This window comes from Pseudomonas sp. PsB, from assembly GCF_043658375.1.
Lineage (GTDB): Bacteria > Pseudomonadota > Gammaproteobacteria > Pseudomonadales > Pseudomonadaceae > Aquipseudomonas > Aquipseudomonas putida_Z.
This window is the reverse complement of record NZ_JBIGLU010000013.1, coordinates 118364-140683: the sequence shown is the minus strand read 5'-3', so window position 1 is coordinate 140683 and position 22320 is coordinate 118364. Positions and strand designations below refer to the sequence as shown.

19 protein-coding genes are annotated in these 22320 nt (G+C 64.7%); 15 read left to right on the top strand and 4 right to left on the bottom strand.

Annotation, left to right across the window (positions count from 1 at the left end):
* Window positions 1–115 precede the first annotated feature (115 nt).
* The 10 genes from ACGLHT_RS17305 to ACGLHT_RS17260 all read left to right on the top strand — a co-directional run bounded on the left by ACGLHT_RS17305 (window position 116) and on the right by ACGLHT_RS17260 (window position 11395).
* Window positions 116–556 carry an NUDIX hydrolase gene (locus tag ACGLHT_RS17305; protein WP_025339778.1) on the top strand — a complete coding sequence of 147 codons (441 nt, stop codon included), beginning with the start codon at window positions 116–118 and terminating at the stop codon, window positions 554–556.
* A 59-nt stretch (window positions 557–615) separates the two neighbouring features.
* Window positions 616–1740, top strand: coding sequence for a tRNA 2-thiouridine(34) synthase MnmA (gene mnmA, locus ACGLHT_RS17300; RefSeq protein WP_025339779.1), 1125 nt, complete (start codon window positions 616–618; stop codon window positions 1738–1740).
* Window positions 1737–2363: a high frequency lysogenization protein HflD gene (gene hflD, locus ACGLHT_RS17295; protein WP_015270973.1), complete on the top strand. Its 627-nt coding sequence runs from the start codon at window positions 1737–1739 to the stop codon at window positions 2361–2363. Before mnmA ends, hflD begins: the two co-directional genes overlap by 4 nt.
* Window positions 2364–2612: 249 nt before the next feature.
* Window positions 2613–3983 carry an adenylosuccinate lyase gene (gene purB, locus ACGLHT_RS17290; protein ID WP_013973297.1) on the top strand — a complete coding sequence of 457 codons (1371 nt, stop codon included), beginning with the start codon at window positions 2613–2615 and terminating at the stop codon, window positions 3981–3983.
* 81 nt (window positions 3984–4064) lie between these two features.
* Window positions 4065–5231: a cupin domain-containing protein gene (locus tag ACGLHT_RS17285; protein WP_085590573.1), complete on the top strand. Its 1167-nt coding sequence runs from the start codon at window positions 4065–4067 to the stop codon at window positions 5229–5231.
* The gene (locus ACGLHT_RS17280) at window positions 5224–5652 is read left to right on the top strand and encodes a GNAT family N-acetyltransferase (protein WP_003258855.1); all 429 of its coding nucleotides are present in this window, start codon (window positions 5224–5226) and stop codon (window positions 5650–5652) included. The genes ACGLHT_RS17285 and ACGLHT_RS17280 overlap by 8 nt, the downstream gene beginning before the upstream one ends.
* Before the next feature lie 223 nt (window positions 5653–5875).
* Window positions 5876–7819: a DNA topoisomerase III gene (locus ACGLHT_RS17275; protein WP_274120755.1), complete on the top strand. Its 1944-nt coding sequence runs from the start codon at window positions 5876–5878 to the stop codon at window positions 7817–7819.
* Window positions 7820–8053: 234 nt separating this feature from the next.
* Entirely contained in the window at window positions 8054–9343 is a 1290-nt protein-coding gene (locus tag ACGLHT_RS17270; RefSeq protein ID WP_137164366.1) for an FAD-binding oxidoreductase, read from the top strand.
* A 240-nt stretch (window positions 9344–9583) separates the two neighbouring features.
* The gene (locus ACGLHT_RS17265) at window positions 9584–10414 is read left to right on the top strand and encodes an alpha/beta fold hydrolase (protein WP_075045649.1); all 831 of its coding nucleotides are present in this window, start codon (window positions 9584–9586) and stop codon (window positions 10412–10414) included.
* A gap of 201 nt (window positions 10415–10615) precedes the next feature.
* Window positions 10616–11395, top strand: a complete 780-nt coding sequence (locus tag ACGLHT_RS17260) for a TSUP family transporter (protein WP_013973303.1) — start codon at window positions 10616–10618, stop codon at window positions 11393–11395.
* Here ACGLHT_RS17260 and nudC read toward each other — a convergent pair.
* Together nudC and ACGLHT_RS17250 are read right to left on the bottom strand one after the other, a co-directional pair.
* Window positions 11363–12193 (bottom strand): NAD(+) diphosphatase, encoded by an 831-nt coding sequence (gene nudC, locus ACGLHT_RS17255; protein WP_274120754.1) that lies wholly within the window; start codon window positions 12191–12193, stop codon window positions 11363–11365. The two genes, ACGLHT_RS17260 and nudC, sit on opposite strands and share 33 nt — an antisense overlap.
* A 36-nt stretch (window positions 12194–12229) precedes the next feature.
* Complete coding sequence (locus ACGLHT_RS17250) at window positions 12230–13042, bottom strand: crotonase/enoyl-CoA hydratase family protein (RefSeq protein ID WP_137164369.1); 813 nt, start codon at window positions 13040–13042, stop codon at window positions 12230–12232.
* A gap of 150 nt (window positions 13043–13192) precedes the next feature.
* On the opposite strand from ACGLHT_RS17250, the gene nhaB reads away from it, so the two are divergent.
* The 4 genes from nhaB to ACGLHT_RS17230 all read left to right on the top strand — a co-directional run bounded on the left by nhaB (window position 13193) and on the right by ACGLHT_RS17230 (window position 17274).
* Entirely contained in the window at window positions 13193–14695 is a 1503-nt protein-coding gene (gene nhaB, locus ACGLHT_RS17245) for a sodium/proton antiporter NhaB (RefSeq protein ID WP_003258843.1), read from the top strand.
* A gap of 201 nt (window positions 14696–14896) precedes the next feature.
* Window positions 14897–15511, top strand: a complete 615-nt coding sequence (locus ACGLHT_RS17240; protein ID WP_137164370.1) for a dihydrofolate reductase family protein — start codon at window positions 14897–14899, stop codon at window positions 15509–15511.
* 80 nt (window positions 15512–15591) lie between these two features.
* Complete coding sequence (locus tag ACGLHT_RS17235) at window positions 15592–16137, top strand: lipocalin family protein (protein ID WP_274120753.1); 546 nt, start codon at window positions 15592–15594, stop codon at window positions 16135–16137.
* Between the two features lie 177 nt (window positions 16138–16314).
* On the top strand, window positions 16315–17274 hold the full coding sequence (locus ACGLHT_RS17230; protein WP_137164372.1) for a ribonuclease Z: 960 nt from the start codon (window positions 16315–16317) through the stop codon (window positions 17272–17274).
* A gap of 276 nt (window positions 17275–17550) precedes the next feature.
* On the opposite strand, the gene ACGLHT_RS17225 is transcribed toward ACGLHT_RS17230, so the two are convergent.
* Both ACGLHT_RS17225 and ACGLHT_RS17220 read right to left on the bottom strand, forming a co-directional pair.
* Window positions 17551–18834, bottom strand: coding sequence for a Zn-dependent hydrolase (locus ACGLHT_RS17225; protein ID WP_274120752.1), 1284 nt, complete (start codon window positions 18832–18834; stop codon window positions 17551–17553).
* Window positions 18835–18971: 137 nt separating this feature from the next.
* Window positions 18972–20462 carry an NCS1 family nucleobase:cation symporter-1 gene (locus ACGLHT_RS17220; protein ID WP_137164374.1) on the bottom strand — a complete coding sequence of 497 codons (1491 nt, stop codon included), beginning with the start codon at window positions 20460–20462 and terminating at the stop codon, window positions 18972–18974.
* A gap of 342 nt (window positions 20463–20804) precedes the next feature.
* Between ACGLHT_RS17220 and hydA the strand changes: the two genes are divergently transcribed.
* Window positions 20805–22244: a dihydropyrimidinase gene (hydA, locus tag ACGLHT_RS17215; RefSeq protein WP_137164375.1), complete on the top strand. Its 1440-nt coding sequence runs from the start codon at window positions 20805–20807 to the stop codon at window positions 22242–22244.
* Window positions 22245–22320: the final 76 nt, after the last annotated feature.

Below are 22320 nucleotides of genomic sequence, written 5' to 3'. Positions count from 1 at the left end.
ACCGGGTTCCTATGTTCAAAAGCAGCTAGACAGTGTGGGCGAGTCCATACATAGGAGCGGCCTTGTGTCGCGAAAGGACCGCGCAGCGGTCCCAAAATCTGGAAGGACACCACCTATGACCTGGCAACCCCACATCACCGTCGCAACCATCGTCGAACACGAAGGCAAGTTCCTCTTCGTCGAAGAATTCAAAGCCAACCAGCACGTCTTCAACCAGCCCGCCGGCCACCTCGAACCCAACGAGACCCTGCCCCAGGCCGCCCTGCGCGAAACCCTCGAAGAAACCGCCTGGGAAGTCGAGCTCACCGGCGTCGTAGGCATCTACCTGTACACCGCCCCAAGCAACGGCGTGACCTACCAGCGCATCTGCTTCGCCGCCCGCCCCGTGCGCCATCACGCCGACCTGGCGCTGGACAGCGACATCGTCCGCGCCGTGTGGCTGACCCGCGACGAACTGCTGGCCGACCCCGCCCGCTGGCGCAGCGAGCTGGTGCCACGCTGCCTCGACGACTACCTCAAAGGCCCCTTGCACAGCCTCGACCTGCTGCGCGACTGACGCGCCGCCGCAGGTTTGATAGAATCGGCGTTTTTCCCCCTTGATACACACCGGTAACCATGACCAGCCCAGCACTCAAAGACCCCGCCAAGACCCGCGTTATCGTCGGCATGTCCGGCGGCGTGGACTCTTCCGTCTCCGCCCTTCTGCTCATGGAGCAGGGCTACCAGGTGGAAGGGCTGTTCATGAAGAACTGGGAAGAAGACGACGGCACCGAATACTGCACCGCCCGTGAAGACCTGGCCGACGCCCAGGCCGTATGCGACCGCATCGGCATCAAGCTGCACACCGCCAACTTCGCCGCCGAATACTGGGACAACGTCTTCGAGCACTTCCTCGAAGAGTACAAGGCCGGCCGCACGCCCAACCCGGACATCCTCTGCAACCGCGAAATCAAGTTCAAGGCGTTCCTCGACTACGCCCTGTCGCTGGGTGCCGACCTGATCGCCACCGGCCACTACGTGCGCCGCCGCGACACCGGCGAGCTCACCGAACTGCTCAAGGGCCTGGACCCGAACAAGGACCAGAGCTACTTCCTGCACGCCGTCGGCGGCAAGGAAATCGCCCGCACCCTGTTCCCGGTTGGCGAGCTGGAAAAGCCCGAAGTACGCGCCATTGCCGAAAAGCACGGCCTGGCCACCGCCAAGAAGAAGGACTCCACCGGCATCTGCTTCATCGGCGAGCGCCGCTTCAGCGACTTCCTCAAGCAATACCTGCCGGCCCAGCCGGGCAACATCGAGACCACCGACGGTGAAGTGATCGGCCGCCACCACGGCCTGATGTACCACACCATCGGCCAGCGCCAGGGCCTGGGCATTGGCGGCCTGAAGGACGCCGGTGACGAGCCGTGGTACGTGCTGCACAAGGACCTGACCCGCAACGTGCTGGTGGTCGGCCAGGGCAATGAACACCCGTGGTTGTTCTCTCGCGCCCTGCTCGCTTCGGAAATTTTCTGGGTCAACCCGGTCGACCTCAGCAGCCCGCGCCAGCTCACCGCCAAGGTGCGCTACCGCCAGAGCGACCAGCAGTGCACCCTGGAACTGACCGAAAGCGGTTACCGTGCGGTGTTCGACGAACCGCAACGCGCCGTTACCCCGGGCCAGTCGGTGGTGTTCTACGACGGCGAAGTGTGCCTGGGCGGCGGCGTGATCGAAGCCGCCGAGCCGTGGAGCCCGCGCGCATGAGCAACCTGCAGGAGCAGCTGATTGCGTTGGGCGGTGTGTTCCAGGCCGCCGTACTGGTCGACCGCATCGCCCGCACCGGCCAGGCCAGCGAGGCCAACATCGGCTGCATGCTCGGTAGCCTGCTGGTCCGCGACCCCAAGGACACCCTGGAGGTGTTCGGCGGTGACGACCTGAACCTGCGCGACGGCTATCGCGCGCTGGTCGGCGCGCTGGAGCGCGACCCCAGCAGCCTGCAGCGCGAGCCGCTGCGCTACGCCCTGTCGATGCTGGGCCTGGAGCGCCAGCTGAACAAGCGCGGCGACCTGCTCGACACCATCGGCAACCGCCTGCCGCAAATCCAGTCCCAGGCCGAGCATTTCGGCCTGGTTCATGAAAACGTCATCGCTTCCAGTGGAGCCTTGTACCAGGACACCCTGAGCACCTTGCGCCAGCGCATCCAGGTACATGGCGATATGCGCTTCCTGCAGCAGGCCAGCAACGCTTCGAAGATCCGCGCCCTGCTGCTGGCCGGCATCCGCGCCGCACGCCTGTGGCGCCAGCTGGGCGGGCACCGCTGGCAGCTGGTATTCAGCCGGCGCAAGCTGTTGAACGAACTGTACGACATGATGCGTTCGCCTTCCTGACAGGCGCACGCTGAACCCTGTGTAGGAGCAGCCTTGTGCTGCGAATGGGCTGCGCAGCAGCCCCAGGATTTCGGCCCCGGCACACCTTGTCGGGGCTGCTGCGCAGCCCATTCGCAGCACAAGGCTGCTCCTACACAGAGACCGCGACATGCTTTTCATGGGCCGACCTTTGGTCAGCCACCCGACCTGAGCGCATTTTTCATGTATGATATGCGCCCTTCCAAAAGCCTGACTGTCCGAGAACACCCCATGCAGCTTTCTTCGCTCACTGCGGTTTCCCCTGTAGACGGCCGTTATGCCGGCAAAACCCAGGCCTTGCGCCCCATTTTCAGCGAATTCGGCCTGATCCGTTTCCGCGCCCTGGTCGAAGTGCGCTGGCTGCAGCGCCTGGCCGCCCACCCGCAGATCGGCGAAGTGCCGGCGTTCTCCGCCGAAGCCAACGCCCTGCTGGACAGCCTGGCCACCGACTTCAAGCTCGAGCACGCCGAACGCGTCAAGGAAATCGAGCGCACCACCAACCACGACGTCAAGGCGATCGAATACCTCCTCAAGGAGCAGGCCGCCAAGCTGCCTGAGCTGGCCAAGGTCAGCGAGTTCATCCACTTCGCCTGCACCAGCGAGGACATCAACAACCTGTCCCACGCCCTGATGCTGCGCGCCGGCCGTGACGAAGTGCTGCTGCCGCTGATGCGCCAGATCGCCGATGCCATCCGCGCCCTGGCCCACGCCCACGCCGACGTGCCGATGCTGTCGCGCACCCACGGCCAGCCGGCTTCGCCGACCACCCTGGGCAAGGAACTGGCCAACGTCGTGTACCGCCTGGAGCGCCAGATCGCCCAGGTTGCCGCCGTACCGCTGCTGGGCAAGATCAACGGTGCCGTGGGCAACTACAACGCCCACCTGTCGGCCTACTCGCAGATCGACTGGGAGCAGAACGCCCGCGCCTTCATCGAAGACGAGCTGGGCCTGCAGTTCAACCCGTACACCACCCAGATCGAGCCGCACGACTACATCGCCGAGCTGTTCGACGCCATCGCCCGCTTCAACACCATCCTGATCGACTTCGACCGCGATGTGTGGGGCTACATTTCGCTGGGCTACTTCAAGCAGAAGACCGTTGCCGGCGAAATCGGCTCGTCGACCATGCCGCACAAGGTCAACCCGATCGACTTCGAAAACTCCGAAGGCAACCTGGGTATCGCCAACGCGCTGTTCCAGCACCTGGCCAGCAAGCTGCCGATCTCGCGCTGGCAGCGTGACCTGACCGACTCCACCGTGCTGCGCAACCTGGGCGTGGGCTTTGCCCACAGCGTCATCGCCTACGAAGCCAGCCTGAAAGGCATCGGCAAGCTGGAAGTCAACGAAGCCCGCATCGCCGCCGACCTGGACGCTTGCTGGGAAGTGCTGGCCGAGCCGATCCAGACCGTGATGCGCCGCTTCAACATCGAAAACCCCTACGAGAAGCTCAAAGAGCTGACCCGTGGCAAGGGCATCACCCCGGAAGCGCTGCTGACCTTCATCGACGGCCTGGACATGCCAGCCGAAGCCAAGGCCGAGCTCAAGCAGCTGACCCCTGCTACTTACATCGGCAACGCGGCAGCACAGGCCAAACGCATCTAAGCTGACCGTCGCGTTCAACGCCCGGCCTGGCCGGGCGTTTTTATTCCCGAACGAAAATTACATTTTTTCAATAGGTTGAACATGAATCCTGATACTCCACTGCAGCTGCTGGGCGGCATCTCGGCCCGCGAATTCATGCGCGACTACTGGCAGAAGAAGCCGCTGCTGGTGCGCCAGGCCTTCCCGGACTTCATCAGCCCGATCGACCCCGACGAGCTGGCCGGCCTGGCCCTGGAAGAGGAAGTAGAGTCGCGTATCGTGCTCGAGCACGGCGCGCACCCGTGGGAGCTGCGCCGCGGCCCGTTCACCGAAGATACCTTTGCCGAGCTGCCGGAAAAGGACTGGACCCTGCTGGTGCAGGCCGTGGACCAGTTCGTCCCGGAAGTAGCCGAACTGCTGGAAAACTTCCGCTTCCTGCCCAGCTGGCGCATCGATGACGTGATGATCAGCTTCGCCGCCCCCGGTGGCAGCGTCGGCCCGCACTTCGACAACTACGACGTGTTCCTGCTGCAGGGCCACGGCCAGCGCAACTGGAAAATTGGCCAGATGTGCAGCAGCGACAGCTCGCTGCTGGAGCACGCCGACCTGCGCATCCTCGCCGACTTCGAGCAGAGCGATGAGTGGACCCTGGAGCCGGGCGACATGCTTTACCTGCCACCACGCCTGGCCCACTACGGCGTGGCCGTGGACGACTGCCTGACCTACTCGGTAGGCTTCCGCGCGCCAAGCGCCGCTGAAGTACTGACCCACTTCACCGATTTCCTCGGCCAGTTCCTGCCCGACGAAGAACGCTACAGCGACGCCGATGCCCAGCCGGCCAGCGACCCGCACCAGATCCAGCACGACGCCCTCGACCGCCTCAAGGCGCTGCTCGACAAGCACATGGGCGACAAAGACCTGCTGCTGACCTGGTTCGGCCAGTTCATGACCGAGCCACGCTACCCCGAGCAGATCGTCGGTGAAGAGCTGTCCGAGGAAGAGCTGATCGATGCCCTGGAACAAGGCGCCATCCTGATCCGCAACCCGAGCGCCCGCCTGGCCTGGTCGGAGTTCGAAGAAGACCTGCTGCTGTTCGCCAGCGGCCGCAGCTGCCCGCTGCCGGGCAAACTGCGCGAGCTGCTGAAGCTGGTTTGCGCGGCCGACGCCCTGCACATCGACAACCTGGGCGAATGGCTGCAGGATGAAGATGGCCTTATGCTGGTACAGCAGCTGGTCAAACAAGGAAGCCTGGGATTCGCCAATGAATAAGATTCGTGTGCGCCTCGCCGACTGGCACAAGGACAACGCCGACATCCGCCGCATCCGCGAAGCGGTGTTCATTGCCGAACAGCACGTGCCGCCGGAGCTGGAGTGGGACTCGGATGACCCGACCGCCGCGCACTTCCTGGCCCTGGAAGGCGACTACCCGATCGGCACCGCGCGCCTGCTGCCTGACGGCACCATCGGCCGGGTCTCGGTACTGAAGGACTGGCGCGGGCTGAAGGTGGGTGACGCGCTGATGAACGCGGTGATTGTCGAAGCACAGAACCGCGACCTGAAGCAGCAAATGCTCAGCGCCCAGGTGCACGCCACGCCGTTCTACGAGCGGCTGGGCTTTCGCGTAGTCAGCGAAGAGTTCCTCGAAGCCGGCATCCCGCACGTGGACATGGTGCGCGACTCGCGCGCCTGATCCCTGTACCGGCCTCTTCGCGGGCTTGCCCGCTCCCACAAGGACCCCACAGATATTGAATGCTGTGCAGTACCTGTGGGAGCGGGCAAGCCCGCGAAGAGGCCGGCACAGCAAAATACATCTCCCCTGACAAAAACCTGTACATCCATCCAGATAAAACTTGCCTCCGCGCCCTCTCTTGCGCATCCTATCGCCCATCACCCCCGATGAAGCGTCCCCGGCCATGCGCCTGTTCCTCTGCGAAAAACCCTCCCAGGCAAAAGACATCGCCAAAGTGCTCGGCGCCAACCGCAAGGGCGATGGCTGCTGGCAAGGCACCGACGTCTGCGTGACCTGGTGCATCGGCCACCTGCTGGAAACCGCCCCGCCCGACAGCTACGACGAACGCTACAAGCGCTGGAACCTGGCCGATCTGCCGATCATCCCGGAAAAGTGGAAGATGCTGGTCAAGCCCAAGACCGCCAGCCAGTTCAAGGCGGTCAAGCGCCTGCTCGGCGAAGCGCGCGAACTGGTGATCGCCACCGACGCCGACCGCGAAGGCGAAATGATCGCCCGCGAACTGGTCGAGCATTGCCGCTACCGCGGCCCGGTGCAGCGCCTGTGGCTGTCGGCACTGGATGACGCGTCCATTCGCAAGGCCCTGGCGCGGCTGCTGCCGGGCCACGAAACCTTCAACCTGTACCACTCGGCGCTGGGCCGTTCGCGCGCAGACTGGCTGATCGGCATGAACATGAGCCGGCTGTTCACCCTGCTGGGCCGCCAGTCGGGCTATCAGGGCGTGCTGCCGGTGGGCCGGGTGCAAACGCCCACCTTGCGCCTGGTGGTCGACCGCGACCGCAGCATCGCCGACTTCGTGCCGGTACCGTTCTGGACCATCGACGTGCAGCTCGAACACGCAGGCTTTGGCTTCAACGCCCAGTGGCGCGCGCCCGAGGACGCCTGCGACGACCAGGGCCGCTGCCTGAACCAGGCCCTGGCGCAGCAGGCTGCCGCCGACATCGGCAATGCGGGTACAGCCCGGGCCGTGAAGGTGACCACCGAGCGCGTGCGTGAAGCGGCACCCCTGCCCTTCGACCTTGGCACCCTGCAGGAGCTGTGCTCGACAAAGTTCGGCCTCGGCGCCCAGGAAACCCTCGACATCGCCCAGGCCCTGTACGAAACCCACAAGCTGATCACCTACCCGCGCAGCGACTGCGGCTACCTGCCGCAAAGCCAGCACGCCGAAGCGCCAGCCATCCTCGCCGCCCTGCAACGGGCCGATGCCAGCCTGGCGCCGCTGCAGCCCTACCTGGAGCCGCAACGCCGTTCACGGGCGTGGAACGATGCCAAGGTCAGCGCCCACCACGGCATCATCCCCACCGCCGCCGCCAGCGACCCGTCGCGCCTGCCAGCCAAGCACAAGGCGGTTTACACCCTGATCCGCGCCCGCTACCTGGCGCAGTTCCTGCCCAACCACGAGTACGACCGTACCCAGGCCGACTTCGACTGCGCCGGCCATGCCCTGCGTGCCGTAGGCAAGCAGATCGTCGAACCAGGCTGGCGCCGTGCGCTGCCCGAGGCGCTGACCCCGGCCAAGGGCCGCGAGGCACCACCGGCCCAGGTGCTGCCGGCGCTGCGCGAAGGCCAGGACTGCACAGTGCAGGGCCTGCAACTGAAAGACCTGTGGACCCAGCCGCCCAAGCCGTTTACCGAAGGCGACCTGATCAAGGCAATGAAGAACGTGGCCAAGCTGGTGGACGACCCGCGGTTGAAGCAGAAGCTCAAGGAAACCACTGGTATCGGCACCGAAGCCACCCGCGCCAGCATCATCCAGGGCCTGCTTGACCGCGGCTACCTGGTGAAGAACGGCAAGGCGCTGTCCGCCACCCCTGCGGCCTTCAGCCTGATCGACGCCGTGCCACGCGCCATTGCCGACCCAGGCACCACGGCTATCTGGGAGCAGGCGCTGGACATGGTGCAGAGTGGCGAGATGACGCTGGAGGAGTTCGTCGCCCGGCAGTCGGCATGGATGGGCAAGCTGGTCGAACGGTGCAGCGGCATGCGCATGACCATCAGCGGGCCGGCAGCCGGGGCTGCGCCGCCGTGGAAGAAGAAGCGTCGGGGTGGCGGGAAGGGCAAAGCGGCCGCAGGCAAGCCAAGACAGCCTCGAAAAAAGGCGACAACCTGAAGATTTTGCACTTTCAGGTCAGGCCCCTTCGCGGGTGAACCCGCTCCCACATTTACAGCGCCGACCTCGAGACCGGTGATGACTCTGTGGGAGCGGGTTTACCCGCGAAAGGGCCAGGACAGGCAACACAACAACGCGAGGTAAACCACAAACCCGGCCAATGCATTGGCGACATGAAATTTACCTGCTAAATTTTCATGAAAATAAACACAATAATTTTCATGAGACCCCTGCATGTTCAAACAATCCGCCCAGCACGTCGCCAGCTACTACGCCCAGACCTACCCCGCCAGCATTCCCCTGCACCCTACCCTGCAAGGCAGCCACGACACCGAAGTCCTGATCATTGGCGCCGGCTTCAGCGGCCTGCACACCGCCTTGCGCCTGACCCAGGCTGGCAAGCGCGTAACGCTGCTGGAAGCCAGCCGCGTGGCCTGGGCCGCGTCCGGCCGCAACGGCGGCCAGGCACTGCTCGGCTGGTCGTGCGACATGCCGCCGCTGGAAAAGGCCTTGGGCGTCGAACGCACCCAACGCCTGTGGGCGAGCATGTGCTGGGCCGCCGATGAAATGCGCGAACTGCCCGAGCGCCATGGCTTCGACATCGACTACCGGCTGGGCAGCCTGTGGACCGCCGTGCTGCCGCGCCGGGTAAATATGCTGGAAGAAGCCCTGCACGAGGCCGAACACAAATGGGGCTACGACGCCCTGCGCCTGATCGGCCGCGACGAGCTGCCGCAATGGATCGACAGCCCGCGCTACCAGGCCGCGCTATACGACGCCAATGGCGCCCACCTCAACCCGCTGAAGCTGGCCCAGGGCCTGGCCAGCACCATCGAGGCGGCTGGCGGGCGGATCTACGAACAGAGCCGGGTGCTCGACTACCAGAAAGCCGGCGACGGCTATGTGGCCCGTACCGACCGCGGCGAAGTACGCTGCCAGGTGCTGGTGCTGGCCTGCAACGCCTACATCGACCGCCTCGACCGCAACCTGTCGCGCCGCCTGTTGCCGGTTGGCTCCTATCAGGTAGCCACCGCACCGCTGGATGCCAACTTCGCCCAGTCGCTACTGCCGCGCAACAGTTGCGTGATCGACAACCAGTTCGTGCCCGACTATTTCCGCCTCACCCCGGACCATCGCCTGCTGTTCGGCGGCGGCTGCACCTACCTGGGCGGTATTCCCAAAGATGTCGCCAGCGCCACCCGCCCCTACCTGAAGCGGGTGTTCCCGCAGCTGGCCGGGGTGGCCATCGACTATGCCTGGGGCGGCCATATCGACTGCAGCATCCAGCGCACCCCGGATGTCGGTCGCGAGGGCCAGCGCTACTGGCTGCAGGGTTTCTCTGGCCATGGCGTGCTGCCTACACTGGCGGCGGCGCGGGCGGTCAGCGATGCCATTCTTGGCGACGACGACCTGCTGACGCTGTACCAAGGCATCGACAACGGCCGCTTCCCCGGCGGAGACCTGCTGGCAGCACCGCTGGAAGCTGCGGCCAAGGCCTGGTACCGGATGCGCGACCGCGTCTGATCGGTTGACACAGCCCGTTGTAGGAGCGGCCTTGTGTCGCGAAAGGGCTGCAAAGCAGCCCCAGAGTTTCAGCACAGATGCACACATTGCCGGGGGCTGCCTTGCAGCCCTTTCGCGACACAAGGCCGCTCCTACAAGGGACCGAGCAGGGCCGGGAGTGCCCCACAAATTCCAGTACCAGGCAAAATACCTCCTATTCTCAATAGCTCCCTTCGCTTCCTGCACACAGGAGACCCGACCATGAGCTATGTAACTACAAAGGACGGCGTTCAGATCTTCTACAAGGACTGGGGCCCGCGCGATGCACCGGTTATCCACTTCCATCACGGCTGGCCTCTCAGCGCCGACGACTGGGATGCCCAGTTGCTGTTCTTCCTCGCCCACGGTTACCGCGTGGTCGCCCACGACCGCCGCGGCCATGGCCGTTCCAGCCAGGTATGGGACGGCCACGACATGGACCACTACGCCGACGATGTGGCGGCGGTCGTCGCTCACCTGGGCATCCAGGGCGCCGTACATGTCGGCCACTCGACCGGTGGCGGTGAAGTGGTGCGCTACATGGCCCGGCACCCTGAAGACAAGGTGGCCAAGGCCGTGCTGATCGCCGCCGTACCACCACTGATGGTGCAGACGCCCGCTAATCCCGGTGGCCTGCCCAAATCGGTGTTCGACGGCTTCCAGGCCCAGGTCGCCAGCAACCGTGCGCAGTTCTACCGGGATGTACCGGCCGGGCCGTTCTACGGCTACAACCGCCCCGGTGCAGAAGCCAGCGAAGGCATCATCGGCAACTGGTGGCGCCAAGGCATGATTGGCAGTGCCAAGGCCCATTACGATGGCATCGTGGCGTTTTCCCAGACCGACTTCACCGAAGACCTGAAGGGCATCACCCAGCCGGTGCTGGTGATGCACGGCGACGATGACCAGATCGTACCGTATGAAAATTCCGGGGTGCTGTCGGCGAAGCTACTGCCTAACGGCACACTCAAGACCTACAAAGGCTACCCGCATGGCATGCCGACCACCCATGCCGATGTGATCAATGCGGATTTGCTGGCGTTTATCCGTAGCTGATGTGATGGCCTGTACCGCCCCTTTCGCGGGCGCGCCCGCTCCCACAGGTACTGCACAGGTATCGAAATGTGCAGGTAACCTGTGGGAGCGGGCATGCCCGCGAAAGGGCCGGCACTGGCAACACACCTCCCCCAGGATTACCATGTCACCCTTCTAGTGCGGCCCTTTGCCGCCCCCTGCCTCCCTGCCTGCCAAAACCCCATGCCCTTCGAACTCACCGTAGAACCCCTCACCCTGCTGATCCTGGCCCTGGTCGCCTTCGTCGCCGGCTTCATCGATGCCATCGCCGGCGGTGGCGGCCTGCTCACCACCCCGGCGCTACTCACCGCAGGCATGCCGCCGCACCTGGTACTGGGCACCAACAAGCTCAGCTCTACCTTCGGCTCGGCCACCGCCGGCTTCACCTACTACAGGCGCAAGCTGTTCCACCCGGCGCAATGGCGCCCGGCATTGTTCGCCACCTTGGTCGGTGCTTTGCTCGGTGCAGTGATCGCCCACTACATGCCGGCCGAATGGCTGAACAAGATGTTGCCGGTGATCGTCTTCGCCTGTGGCGTCTACCTGCTGTTCGGCGGCACGCCCAAGGCGCCGCTGGATGCCGATGCGCCGATCAGGAAAAAGTGGCAAGTGCCGCAAGGCTTCACCCTGGGCTTCTATGACGGCGTGGCCGGCCCGGGCACCGGGGCGTTCTGGACGGTCAGCACCCTGCTGCTCTACCCCATCGACCTGGTCCGTGCCAGCGGCGTGGCGCGCAGCATGAACTTCGTCAGCAACATCGCAGCGCTGACGGTGTTCATCATTTCCGGGCAGGTGGACTACATCGTCGGCCTGTGCATGGGCCTGTCGGTGATGGTTGGCGCCTTCTTCGGCGCACGCACGGCGATCAGTGGCGGCAGCAAGTTCATCCGCCCAGTGTTCATCACCGTGGTGCTGGCATTGACCGTGCGCCTAGCGTGGCAGCACTGGTTCGGCCAAGCCTAGGCGGCGCGCAACGTACAGATCGATCAAGTACCGGGCAATCGACCGCCCAGCCGGCAGCGGCGGCAGGTCGTGGACGCTGAACCATTTGGCGTCCTCGATCTCGTCCGGCTGCATGACGATATCGCCGCCGGCATACTCGGCATGGAAGCCCAGCATCATCGAATGCGGGAACGGCCAGCACTGGCTGCCGACGTACTGGATGTTCCTTACTTCCACCGCCACCTCTTCACGCACTTCGCGCACCAGGCAGTCCTCGGCCGACTCGCCCGGCTCGGCAAAGCCTGCCAGGGTGCTGTACACCCCGGTGACGAAGCGTGGCGAACGCGCCAGCAGGATTTCGTCGCCACGGGTCACCAGCACGATCATGCTTGGCGAAATGCGCGGATAGCTGCGCAGGTCGCAAGGCTGGCAGTACATTGCCCGTTCCCAGCGGATCTGCGTCATTGCCTGGCCGCAGCTGCCGCAAAAACGGTGCTCGCGGGCCCAGGTGCCGATCTGCGCGGCATAGCCCAGCACTTTGTAGGTGTCGAAGTCACCCTCGAGCATGAACGCGCGCAGGCCGCGCCAGGCGCAGCCGGGCACGTCGGTGGCGCTGCGCAGCTCCAGCAGGAACACCGGCTGGCCGTCGAAGTGGCCGATGCCGTGCTCGCACAGCACATCGAGGTCCTGGCGCTTGAGCCAGTCGCGAGGGAACAGCGCGCCGTTGTCGTCCACCAGGAACCCTTCCGGGCTGCGGGCCACGACCAGCCCCCCGGTGATCTGCGGGTCGAGTACTGCGGTAGTCCAGCGTGCTGACATGTCGGGGGTTCCCTTACTGCGCGTCCCCCGGCCTGATCAGTCGGCGAACGTCGGTTTCTGTTTGCTCATGTGCGCCGCCACTGCCACGCGCAGGTCTTCGGACTGCAGCATCGCGGCGTTCCAGGTGGCGATGTACTCCAGGCCATCGTCGATACGATGGTCACGCATGTAGCTGAGCATTTCCTTGGTGCCGGCCACGGCGATCGGCGATTTTGCGGCAATCTCGCCGGCGATGGCAAAGACCCCGTCCATCAGCGCGGCCTGATCATCATAGACCCGGTTGACCAGGCCGATGCGCAGCGCCTCTTCGGCCTCGACATTGCGCCCGGTGAAAGCCAGCTCACGCATCATGCCGTCACCGATGATACGAGGCAAACGTTGCAGTGTGCCGACATCGGCGGCCATGCCCATGTCGATTTCCTTGATCGAGAACTGCGCGTCGCTGCTGCAGTAGCGCATGTCGCAGGCCGAGATCAGATCGATGGCGCCGCCAATGCAGTAACCCTGCACCGCGGCCAGCACCGGCTTGCGGCATTTGTCCACGGCATTGAACGACGCCTGCAGGCGCAGGATGGTGCTGCGCAGGAAGCGTGCGTTACGGCCCACGTCCTTGCCCATCTGCCCGGCCAGCGAAGCCAGCATCATCAGGTCGATACCAGCGGAAAAATGCTTGCCGGCACCGCTGATCACCACCGCCCGCACCGCGTCGGTGTCGTCGACCCACTGGAAGATGTCGATGATCTCCTCCCAGAAGGCCGCGTTCATCGCATTGCGCTTGTCCGGGCGGTTGATCTGAACGTGGGCGACGCTGTCGGTCAGTTCGACCTTGAATGCGCTGTACTCGGTCACGGGCGGCACTCCTGCGGGTGAAGGGTTCATGGAGCGGATGGTAACCCAGCCCGATGACCGCACTTGTGCCAAAAACGGGACTTTACGCCTTGCCTAAGACGCGCTGATCCGGCACCGTGCGCCATCGCCGAATCATAAGGATACAAATTCATGTCGCGCTCCCTGACCGGCGCCCTCGCCCACAGTTTTCTGGGCCAGTCGCCGCTTTGGTACAAGGCAGTCATCTGCCTGTTCCTGGTGCTCAACCCGCTGCTGCTGGTGACCGTCGGCCCGGTCGCTGCCGGCTGGGCACTGGTGCTCGAATTCATCTTCACCCTGGGCATGGCCCTGAAGTGCTACCCGCTGATGCCTGGCGGCCTGCTGCTGGTCGAAGCCCTGCTGTTGCAGATGACCACCCCGCAAGCCCTGTACGAAGAGCTGCAGCACAACTTCCCGGTGATCCTGCTGCTGATGTTCATGGTCGCAGGCATCCACTTCATGAAGGAACTGCTGCTGTTCCTGTTTTCGCGCATCCTGCTGGGGGTGCGTTCGAAGGCAATCCTGGCGTTGCTGTTCTGCGTGCTGTCGGCATTCCTCTCGGCGTTTCTCGATGCGCTGACCGTGACCGCCGTGATAATCAGCGCCGCGGTGGGTTTCTATGCGGTGTACCACCGCGTCGCCTCCGGGGCAAACCCGCGCGAAGACAGTGCGCTGGACAGCGACCAGCAGGTCGCACAGTTGCACCGTGAAGACCTCGACCAGTTCCGCGCCTTCCTGCGCAGCCTGCTGATGCATGGCGCGGTGGGTACCGCCCTGGGCGGCGTGTGCACGCTGGTGGGCGAGCCGCAGAACCTGCTGATCGGCCATGAGATGGGCTGGCATTTCGCCGATTTCTTCCTGAAGGTGGCACCGGTGTCGCTGCCGGTGCTGGGCGCCGGCCTGCTGACCTGCGTGCTGCTGGAGAAGCTGCGCCTGTTCGGCTACGGCACGTTGATGCCCGAGCCGGTGCGTCAGGTACTGGCCGCCTACGCCGCCGAGGACGATGCAGCACGCACCACTGCCCAGCGCATCGCGCTGTGGGTGCAAGGGTTCGCCGCACTGATCCTGATCGTCTGCCTGGGGCTGCACGTCGCCGAGGTCGGCCTGATCGGCCTGATGGTGATCGTGCTGATCACGGCATTCACCGGCATTACCGACGAACACCGCCTGGGCCGTGCCTTCCAGGACGCCATGCCGTTCACCGCATTGCTGGTGGTGTTCTTCGCCGTGGTGGCGGTGATTCATCAGCAGCAACTGTTCAGCCCGTTGATTGCCTGGGTGCTGGCGCTGCCGGCCGAACAGCAACCGGGCATGCTGTACCTGGCCAACGGCCTGCTGTCGGCGATCAGCGACAACGTGTTCGTTGCCACCATCTACATCACCGAGGTGAAGCAGGCGTTCCTCAATGGCAGCATGAGCCGCGAGCATTTCGAGACGCTGGCGGTGGCGATCAACACCGGCACCAACCTGCCGAGCGTGGCGACGCCGAATGGGCAGGCGGCGTTCCTGTTCCTGCTGACTTCGGCGATTGCGCCGCTGATCCGGCTGTCGTACGGGCGAATGGTGTGGATGGCCTTGCCCTATACCGTAGTGATGGGTGGGCTGGGGTGGTGGGCGGTGACCTACTGGCTTTGAGGTAGCCTGCACCGGCCTCTTCGCGGGTGAACCCGCTCCCACAGGTACTGCACAGCCTTCGAAACTGTGGTGATCATGTGGGAGCGGGTTTACCCGCGAAAGGGCCAGTGCAGACCACTCAAACAGCCCTGTCGATTCTGCTGCCTGCCATTCGACTATCCCATGCCCCCAGCCACCCCGGCTGCCAACAGGAGAGTCCCCATGCGCAAACTCATCGTAGCCGCCTTCATCAGCCTCGACGGTGTCATGCAAGCCCCCGGTGGCCCGCAGGAAGACACCAGCGGCGGCTTCACCTACGGCGGCTGGATCGTGCCCTACGCCGAGGAAGTCTTCGGCCAGGCCATGCAGGCCCTGTTCAGCCAGCCCTTCGAGTTGCTGCTGGGCCGGCGCACCTACGACATCTTCGCCGGCTACTGGCCAAAGGTAAAAGACAGCTCGGAAGACTTCTCCATCGCCAACCTGTTCAACAGGGTGCCCAAGCACGTGGCCACCCACACCCCCGCAACCCTCGACTGGCACAACAGCCATGCTCTGGGCGCAGACATCACAGCAGCGGTCCGCGCGCTGAAACAACAGGACGGCGCCAACCTGCTGACCCAGGGCAGCAGCGATCTGGTGCAGCAATTGCTGGCGGCGGGCCTGGTCGATGAACTGCATCTGCTGATCCACCCGTTGCTGCTCGGCCACGGCAAGCGCCTGTTCGGCGACGATGCGGCAGCGGCGGCCTTCACCCTGCAGCACTCGCAGGTTTCGCCCAAGGGCGTGGTCATCGCCCGTTACGTGCGTGCCGGTCAAGTGCAGACAGGTTCGTTCTGAAAGGCACGATTGCGTACAACTTTTGCCTCTCGCTCGCATCGAAACACAGGTAAGCCCCGTCCGTATCAAGGAGGTTCACCATGGCGCTACGCACCACGTTGCTGTTTTGCTGCATGACCCTGGCCCTGTTCGGCTGTGCCGGCAACGATCACCCGGCGCCGCCGCGCACCCAGCAGGTCGACCTGCAACGTTACCAGGGCACCTGGTACGAACTCGCGCGGTTGCCGATGTTCTTCCAGCGCAACTGCGTGCAGTCCGAAGCGCACTATGGCCTGCGAGAGGACGGCCGCCTCGACGTGACCAACCGCTGCCAGGAAAAGGACGGCCAGTGGAGCCAGGCCAAGGGCATCGCCGAAGCCCAGCAACCGGGCAGCACCGACAAGCTCTGGGTGCGCTTCGACAACTGGTTCAGCCGCCTCGCGCCCGGCCTGACCAAGGGCGAGTACTGGGTGCTGTACCACGACCAGGACTACCGCGTAGCCTTGGTCGGCCACCCGAACCGCGAATACCTGTGGCTGCTTTCGCGCACGCCCGCGGTCACCGACCAGCTGCGCGAACAACTGCTGACGATCGCCCGGGAGCAAGGCTATGACACCAGCAAGCTGATCTGGCGGCAGGCCGAGTAGGCAACACCTGGCGGGCCATCGACGACATGCGGCAATCCGGCTAAGGTGTGCGCCCTTACCACCTCGAAGGAACGAGCCCGTTGAGTACCACGCCGCTACCTGCCCCCCGTATCCGTCCGACACCCATCCGCCCGCTGGTGCTGACGTCACTGCTGGACTGAAACAAGGAGCCAGACCATGGATTTGCTGTTCCTGGGCACCTCCGCCGGCGTGCCGACCAAGGCACGCAACGTCAGCGCCATCGCAGTGATCGAAGCCAGTGGCAGCCACTGGTATCTGGTCGACTGCGGCGAAGGCACCCAGCACCGGCTGCTGCATACGCCGCTGTCGATCCGCGACCTGCGAGCCATCTTCATCACCCACGTGCACGGCGACCATTGCTTCGGCCTGCCGGGCCTGCTGGCCAGCGCTGGCATGAGCGGGCGCACCCAGCCGCTGGACCTTGTCCTGCCCGCCGCCCTGCACGACTGGGTGCGCCAGGGGCTGGTGGCCAGCGATACCTTCCTGCCGTTCGAACTGCGCCTGCTGGCCGTGGAAGAGCTGGTGGAATGGCGCAGTGACGCCCTGCAAGTGACCAGCGTGCAGCTTTCGCACCGGGTGCCGAGCGTCGGCTTCGTGTTCACCGAGCTCAACCCCGAACCGCGCCTGGACATACCGCGCCTGGATGCCGACGGCATCCCCCGCGGCCCGCTGTGGGGTGAGCTGGCCAAGGGTTTGACGGTGCAGCATGGCGGTCGGCTGCTGCACGGCAATGAATACTTGCGCCCTTCGCGCCCGCCACGGCGGGTGATCGTGTGCGGCGACAACGACAACCCCGAGCTGTTGGCCGACGTCGCCAAGGGCGCGGACGTGCTGGTACACGAGGCCACGTTCACCCAGGCGGTGGTCGAGCGCACGGGGGTCACCTTCGGCCACAGCACCGCGGCTGCAGTGGCGCGCTTTGCCGAAGCTGCGGGCGTGCGCAACCTGGTGCTGACTCACTTCAGCGCCCGCTACCAGAACGACCCACGGCGCAGCCCGAGCATCGACAACGTGCGCGACGAAGCCCTCGCCCACTACAGCGGGCAGCTGACCCTGGCGCAGGACCTGCAGCGCTATCACATCGGGCGCGATGGCTGTCTCGAACCGGCCGGATGATTTGGCATGGCCACAATTGTGCACGCGGCACGTTCGACCTGCGTCTGCCCCGGGCAGATCTGATCAGGCTGGTGCGATCCTCTGTGGGAGCGGCCTTGTGTCGCGAAAGGGCTGCAAAGCAGCCCCAGTATCTTGAGATCAACGCTGATATTGCCGGGGCCGCTGTGCGGCCCTTTCGCGACACAAGGCCGCTCCCACCTCGACCGTATCAGCCGCAAGCCGGCTTGCCGGCGATGAGGCCAAGGTAGGCAGCGCAACCTGCTGACGGTAACGGCGCTAGGCCGCCAACCGCCCACTGGCAATCGCCTCCGACGCTGCCAGCATCGCGCGCAGCAACACCGCGCAGCCCGCAGCCAGGTCCTCGGGCGTGGCGTTCTCGATCTCGTTATGGCTGATACCGTTCTCGCACGGCACGAAAATCATCCCCGCCGGCCCCAGTTCGGCCAGGAAGATCGCGTCGTGCCCCGCGCCGCTGACGATGTCCATGTGCGGCAGGCCCAGCGCCTGCGCCGATTGGCGCACGGCTTCGACACAGGCCTTGTCGAAGTACAACGCCGGGAAATCGGCCGTGGGTACCAGTTCGTGGCTCAGGCCATGCCGGGCACAGGTCGCCTCGATCACTGCGCGCACATCGGCAATCATGGCATTCAGCTGCTCACCCTCCAGATGACGGAAATCCAGGGTCATGCGCACTTCGCCCGGGATCACGTTGCGCGAGCCCGGGTAGGCCTGCAGGCAACCCACCGTGCCACAGGCATGGGGCTGGTGGCCGAGGGCAGTGCGGTTGACTGCCTCCACCACCGCCGCCGCGCCGACCAGGGCGTCCTTGCGCAGGTGCATGGGCGTAGGGCCGGCATGGGCCTCGACACCGCGCAGGGTCAGGTCGAACCACTTCTGGCCCAGCGCGCCCAGCACCACGCCGATGGTCTTGCGCTGATCTTCGAGGATCGGGCCCTGCTCGATATGCGCTTCGAAATAGGCCCCCACCGGGTGGCCTGATACGGCGCGCGGGCCGGCGTAGCCGATGGCGTTCAACGCCTCGCCAACGCTGACACTCTGGGCGTCGCGCTTGGCCAGGGTTTCCTCCAGGGTGAACTTGCTGGCGAACACCCCGGAACCCATCATGCACGGCGCAAAGCGCGAACCTTCCTCGTTGGTCCACACCACCACTTCCAGCGGTGCTTCGGTTTCGATGCCCAGGTCGTTGAGGGTGCGGAGCACCTCCAGCCCAGCCATCACCCCGAAGCAGCCGTCGAACTTGCCACCGGTGGGCTGGGTGTCGATATGGCTGCCGGTCATCACCGGGGGCAGCTTGGGGTTACGCCCCGGGCGACGGGCGAAGATGTTGCCGACGGCGTCGATGCTGACCGTGCAACCGGCGCCCTCGCACCACTGCACGAACAGGTCGCGGGCCTGGCGGTCGAGGTCGGTCAGGGCCAGGCGGCACACGCCGCCCTTGGCGGTGGCACCGAGGCGGGCCAGGTCCATCAGGGACTGCCACAGGCGGGTGCTGTCGATGTGGTGCTGGGTGGATTGCAGTACTTGTTGGGCTGGGGTCATGGGATTTTCCTCAGGCATTTTTGTTGTCTGTGCCGGCCTCTTCGCGGGTAAACCCGCTCCCACAGGTACAGCGTTGGCCTCAGGACCTGCGCTGTACCTGTGGGAGCGGGTTTACCCGCGAAGAAGCCAGCGCGGTCTCACGGCAAGGGCTTGGCCACCCGCGCCGGGCTGCGCGCGACCACGCCGGCGAAGAGGTAATACAGCGCCCCGCCCAGCAGCGAACCGGTGAACCAGCCGTAGTCGTAGAACCAGCTGAAACTGCTGTTGCCAATGGCCATCACGGTCAGCGCGACCGGCAACGCAAAGGCGGCAAAACCGGCCCAGTTCCACGCCGGGTACACGTCGTCGCGGTAAAGCCCGGCCAGGTCCAGCTTCTGCCGGCGGATCAGGAAGTAGTCCACCACCATGATCCCGGCGATCGGCCCCAGCAGGCTGGAATAGCCCAGCAGCCAGTTGGAGTACACGCTCTCCAGGCTCAGGTCGGAGACGATCCAGCCCAGCTTCTTCAGCAGCTCATGGCCCATCAGCGCCAAGCCGATGAAGCCGGTCAGCCACACCGCGCGGCTGCGCCCGATCAGGCGTGGGGCGATGTTCTGGAAGTCGTTGGTCGGCGACACGATGTTCGCCGCGGTGTTGGTCGACAGCGTGGCGATCACGATCAGCGCCATGGCCAGGGCCACCCAGAACGGGCTGTGGATCTTGCCGATCAGGCTGACCGGGTCGGACACGGTCTCGCCAACCAGCGATGCCGAAGCAGCGGTGAGCACAACGCCCAGCGCGGCGAACAGGAACATGGTCAGCGGCAAGCCGAAGATCTGCCCGAGAATCTGGTCCCTCTGGCTGCGGGCGTAGCGGCTGAAGTCGGGGATGTTCAGCGACAGCGTGGCCCAGAAACCGACCATGGCGGTAAGCCCGGCACAGAAGTAGCCGAGCATGTTCGCCCCTTCCGGGCGCTTGGGCGGCTGGGCCAGCAGTTCGGTCATCGACATGTGCGGCAAGGCCCAGAACAGCAGGCCGACGCCGACCGCCACCAGCAGCGGTGCCGAAAGCGTTTCGAGCCACTTGATCGACTCGGCGCCGCGCAGCACCACCCACAGGTTCAGGCACCAGAAGATCATGAAGCCGATCACCTCGCCGGTGCCGCCCAAAGCTTTCCAGCCGTCGAACACCGAGCCGAGGAACAGATGGATGGCCAGGCCGCCGAACATGGTCTGGATGCCGAACCAGCCACAGGCGACCACTGCCCGGATCAGGCATGGCACGTTGGAGCCGAGGATGCCGAACGACGAACGCAGCAGCACCGGGAACGGAATGCCGTACTTGGTGCCAGGGAAGGCGTTGAGGGTGAGCGGGATCAGCACGATCAGGTTGGCCAGCAAAATCGCCAGCAAGGCCTCGCCCACGCTGAGGCCGAAGTAGGCGGTGAGCACGCCGCCGAGGGTGTAGGTGGGCACGCAGATGGACATGCCTACCCACAGGGCGGTGATATGCCATTTGTTCCAGGTGCGCTGGTGCACCTTGGTCGGGGCGATGTCGTGGTTGTAGCGCGGGCTGTCGAGGACATCGCTGCCCTCGGACAGCTCGAACAGGCCATCCTGCTCGACCACTTCCGATCTGCTCTGCTGCATGGGGGCCTTCTCCAGATGTTCTTGTAGTTGTTTGCCCATCGGGTTGATGCGATGGCCGGAGTACACACGCTTTATGTGCTTGAAAATCTCGACCAGATTTCCATCTTGTCAAGTCAGTCAAAGTTTCAAAAAGCCCCGTAGTCAGCACCGCAAATCAAATAATTTCCTTAATTTCAATGAGTTAAAAACCACAAAATTAATGGGAAAATTTTCTTGCTGAATGCCGTATCTGCATCTAGCCTCCAATCTTGTCAGGTCTGACAGGATTAACCGCCCTGCCCGCCCTGCACCCAGACAATTCCAAGAACCGGCCCAGACCGGTCAGCCTGCGAGGAAAACGGCATGTCCCTGTTGATCCGTGGCGCCACCGTGGTCACTCACGAAGAGAGTTACCCCGCCGATGTCCTGTGTGCCGATGGCCTGATCCGCGCCATCGGGCAAAACCTCGAACCGCCCACCGACTGCGAGATCCTCGACGGCAGCGGCCAGTACCTGATGCCCGGCGGCATCGACCCGCATACCCACATGCAGCTGCCGTTCATGGGCACCGTGGCCAGCGAAGACTTCTTCAGCGGCACCGCCGCGGGCCTGGCCGGTGGCACCACCTCGATCATCGACTTCGTCATCCCCAACCCGCAGCAGTCGTTGCTGGAGGCCTTCCACACCTGGCGCGGCTGGGCGCAGAAAAGCGCCAGCGATTACGGCTTCCATGTCGCCATCACCTGGTGGAGCGAGCAGGTGGCCGAAGAAATGGGCGAACTGGTGGCCAAACATGGGGTGAACAGCTTCAAGCACTTCATGGCCTACAAGAATGCGATCATGGCCGCCGACGACACCCTGGTGGCCAGCTTCGAGCGCTGCCTGCAACTGGGTGCGGTGCCCACCGTGCATGCCGAGAACGGCGAACTGGTGTACCACCTGCAGAAAAAACTGCTGGCCCAGGGCCTGACCGGGCCGGAAGCCCACCCACTGTCACGCCCCTCCCAGGTCGAGGGCGAGGCGGCCAGCCGCGCCATCCGCATTGCCGAGACCCTGGGCACGCCACTGTACCTGGTGCATGTTTCCAGCCGCGAAGCGCTGGACGAAATCGCCTATGCCAGGGGCAAGGGCCAGCCGGTGTACGGCGAAGTGCTGCCAGGCCATCTGCTGCTGGATGACAGCGTCTACCGTGACCCGGACTGGGCCACCGCCGCAGGCTACGTGATGAGCCCACCGTTCCGTCCGCGCGAACATCAGGAGGCGCTGTGGCGCGGGCTGCAGTCGGGCAACCTGCACACCACCGCCACCGACCATTGCTGCTTCTGCGCCGAGCAGAAAGCCATGGGCCGCGACGACTTCAGCCGTATCCCCAACGGCACTGCCGGCATCGAGGACCGCATGGCGGTGCTGTGGGATGCCGGGGTGAACAGCGGGCGCCTGTCGATGCATGAGTTCGTCGCGCTGACCTCCACCAACACCGCGAAAATCTTCAACCTGTTCCCGCGCAAAGGTGCCATTCGTGTTGGCGCCGACGCCGACCTGGTGCTGTGGGACCCGCAAGGTACGCGCACCATCTCGGCCAGGACCCACCACCAGAAGGTGGACTTCAACATCTTCGAAGGCCGTACCGTGCGCGGCATCCCCAGCCATACCATCAGCCAGGGCAAGGTGCTCTGGGCCGATGGCGACCTGCGTGCGGAAAAAGGCGCGGGCCGGTATGTGGAACGGCCGGCGTATCCGTCGGTGTACGAGGTGCTGGGGCGCAGGGCCGAAGTGCAGCGGCCGACGCCCGTCCAGCGCTGAAGCCATTGGGGCGCGCAGCGGCCCCAGAAACCACCGCAATGCTTGTCGCCTGCATCCATAAAAATAGAGAGGCTAC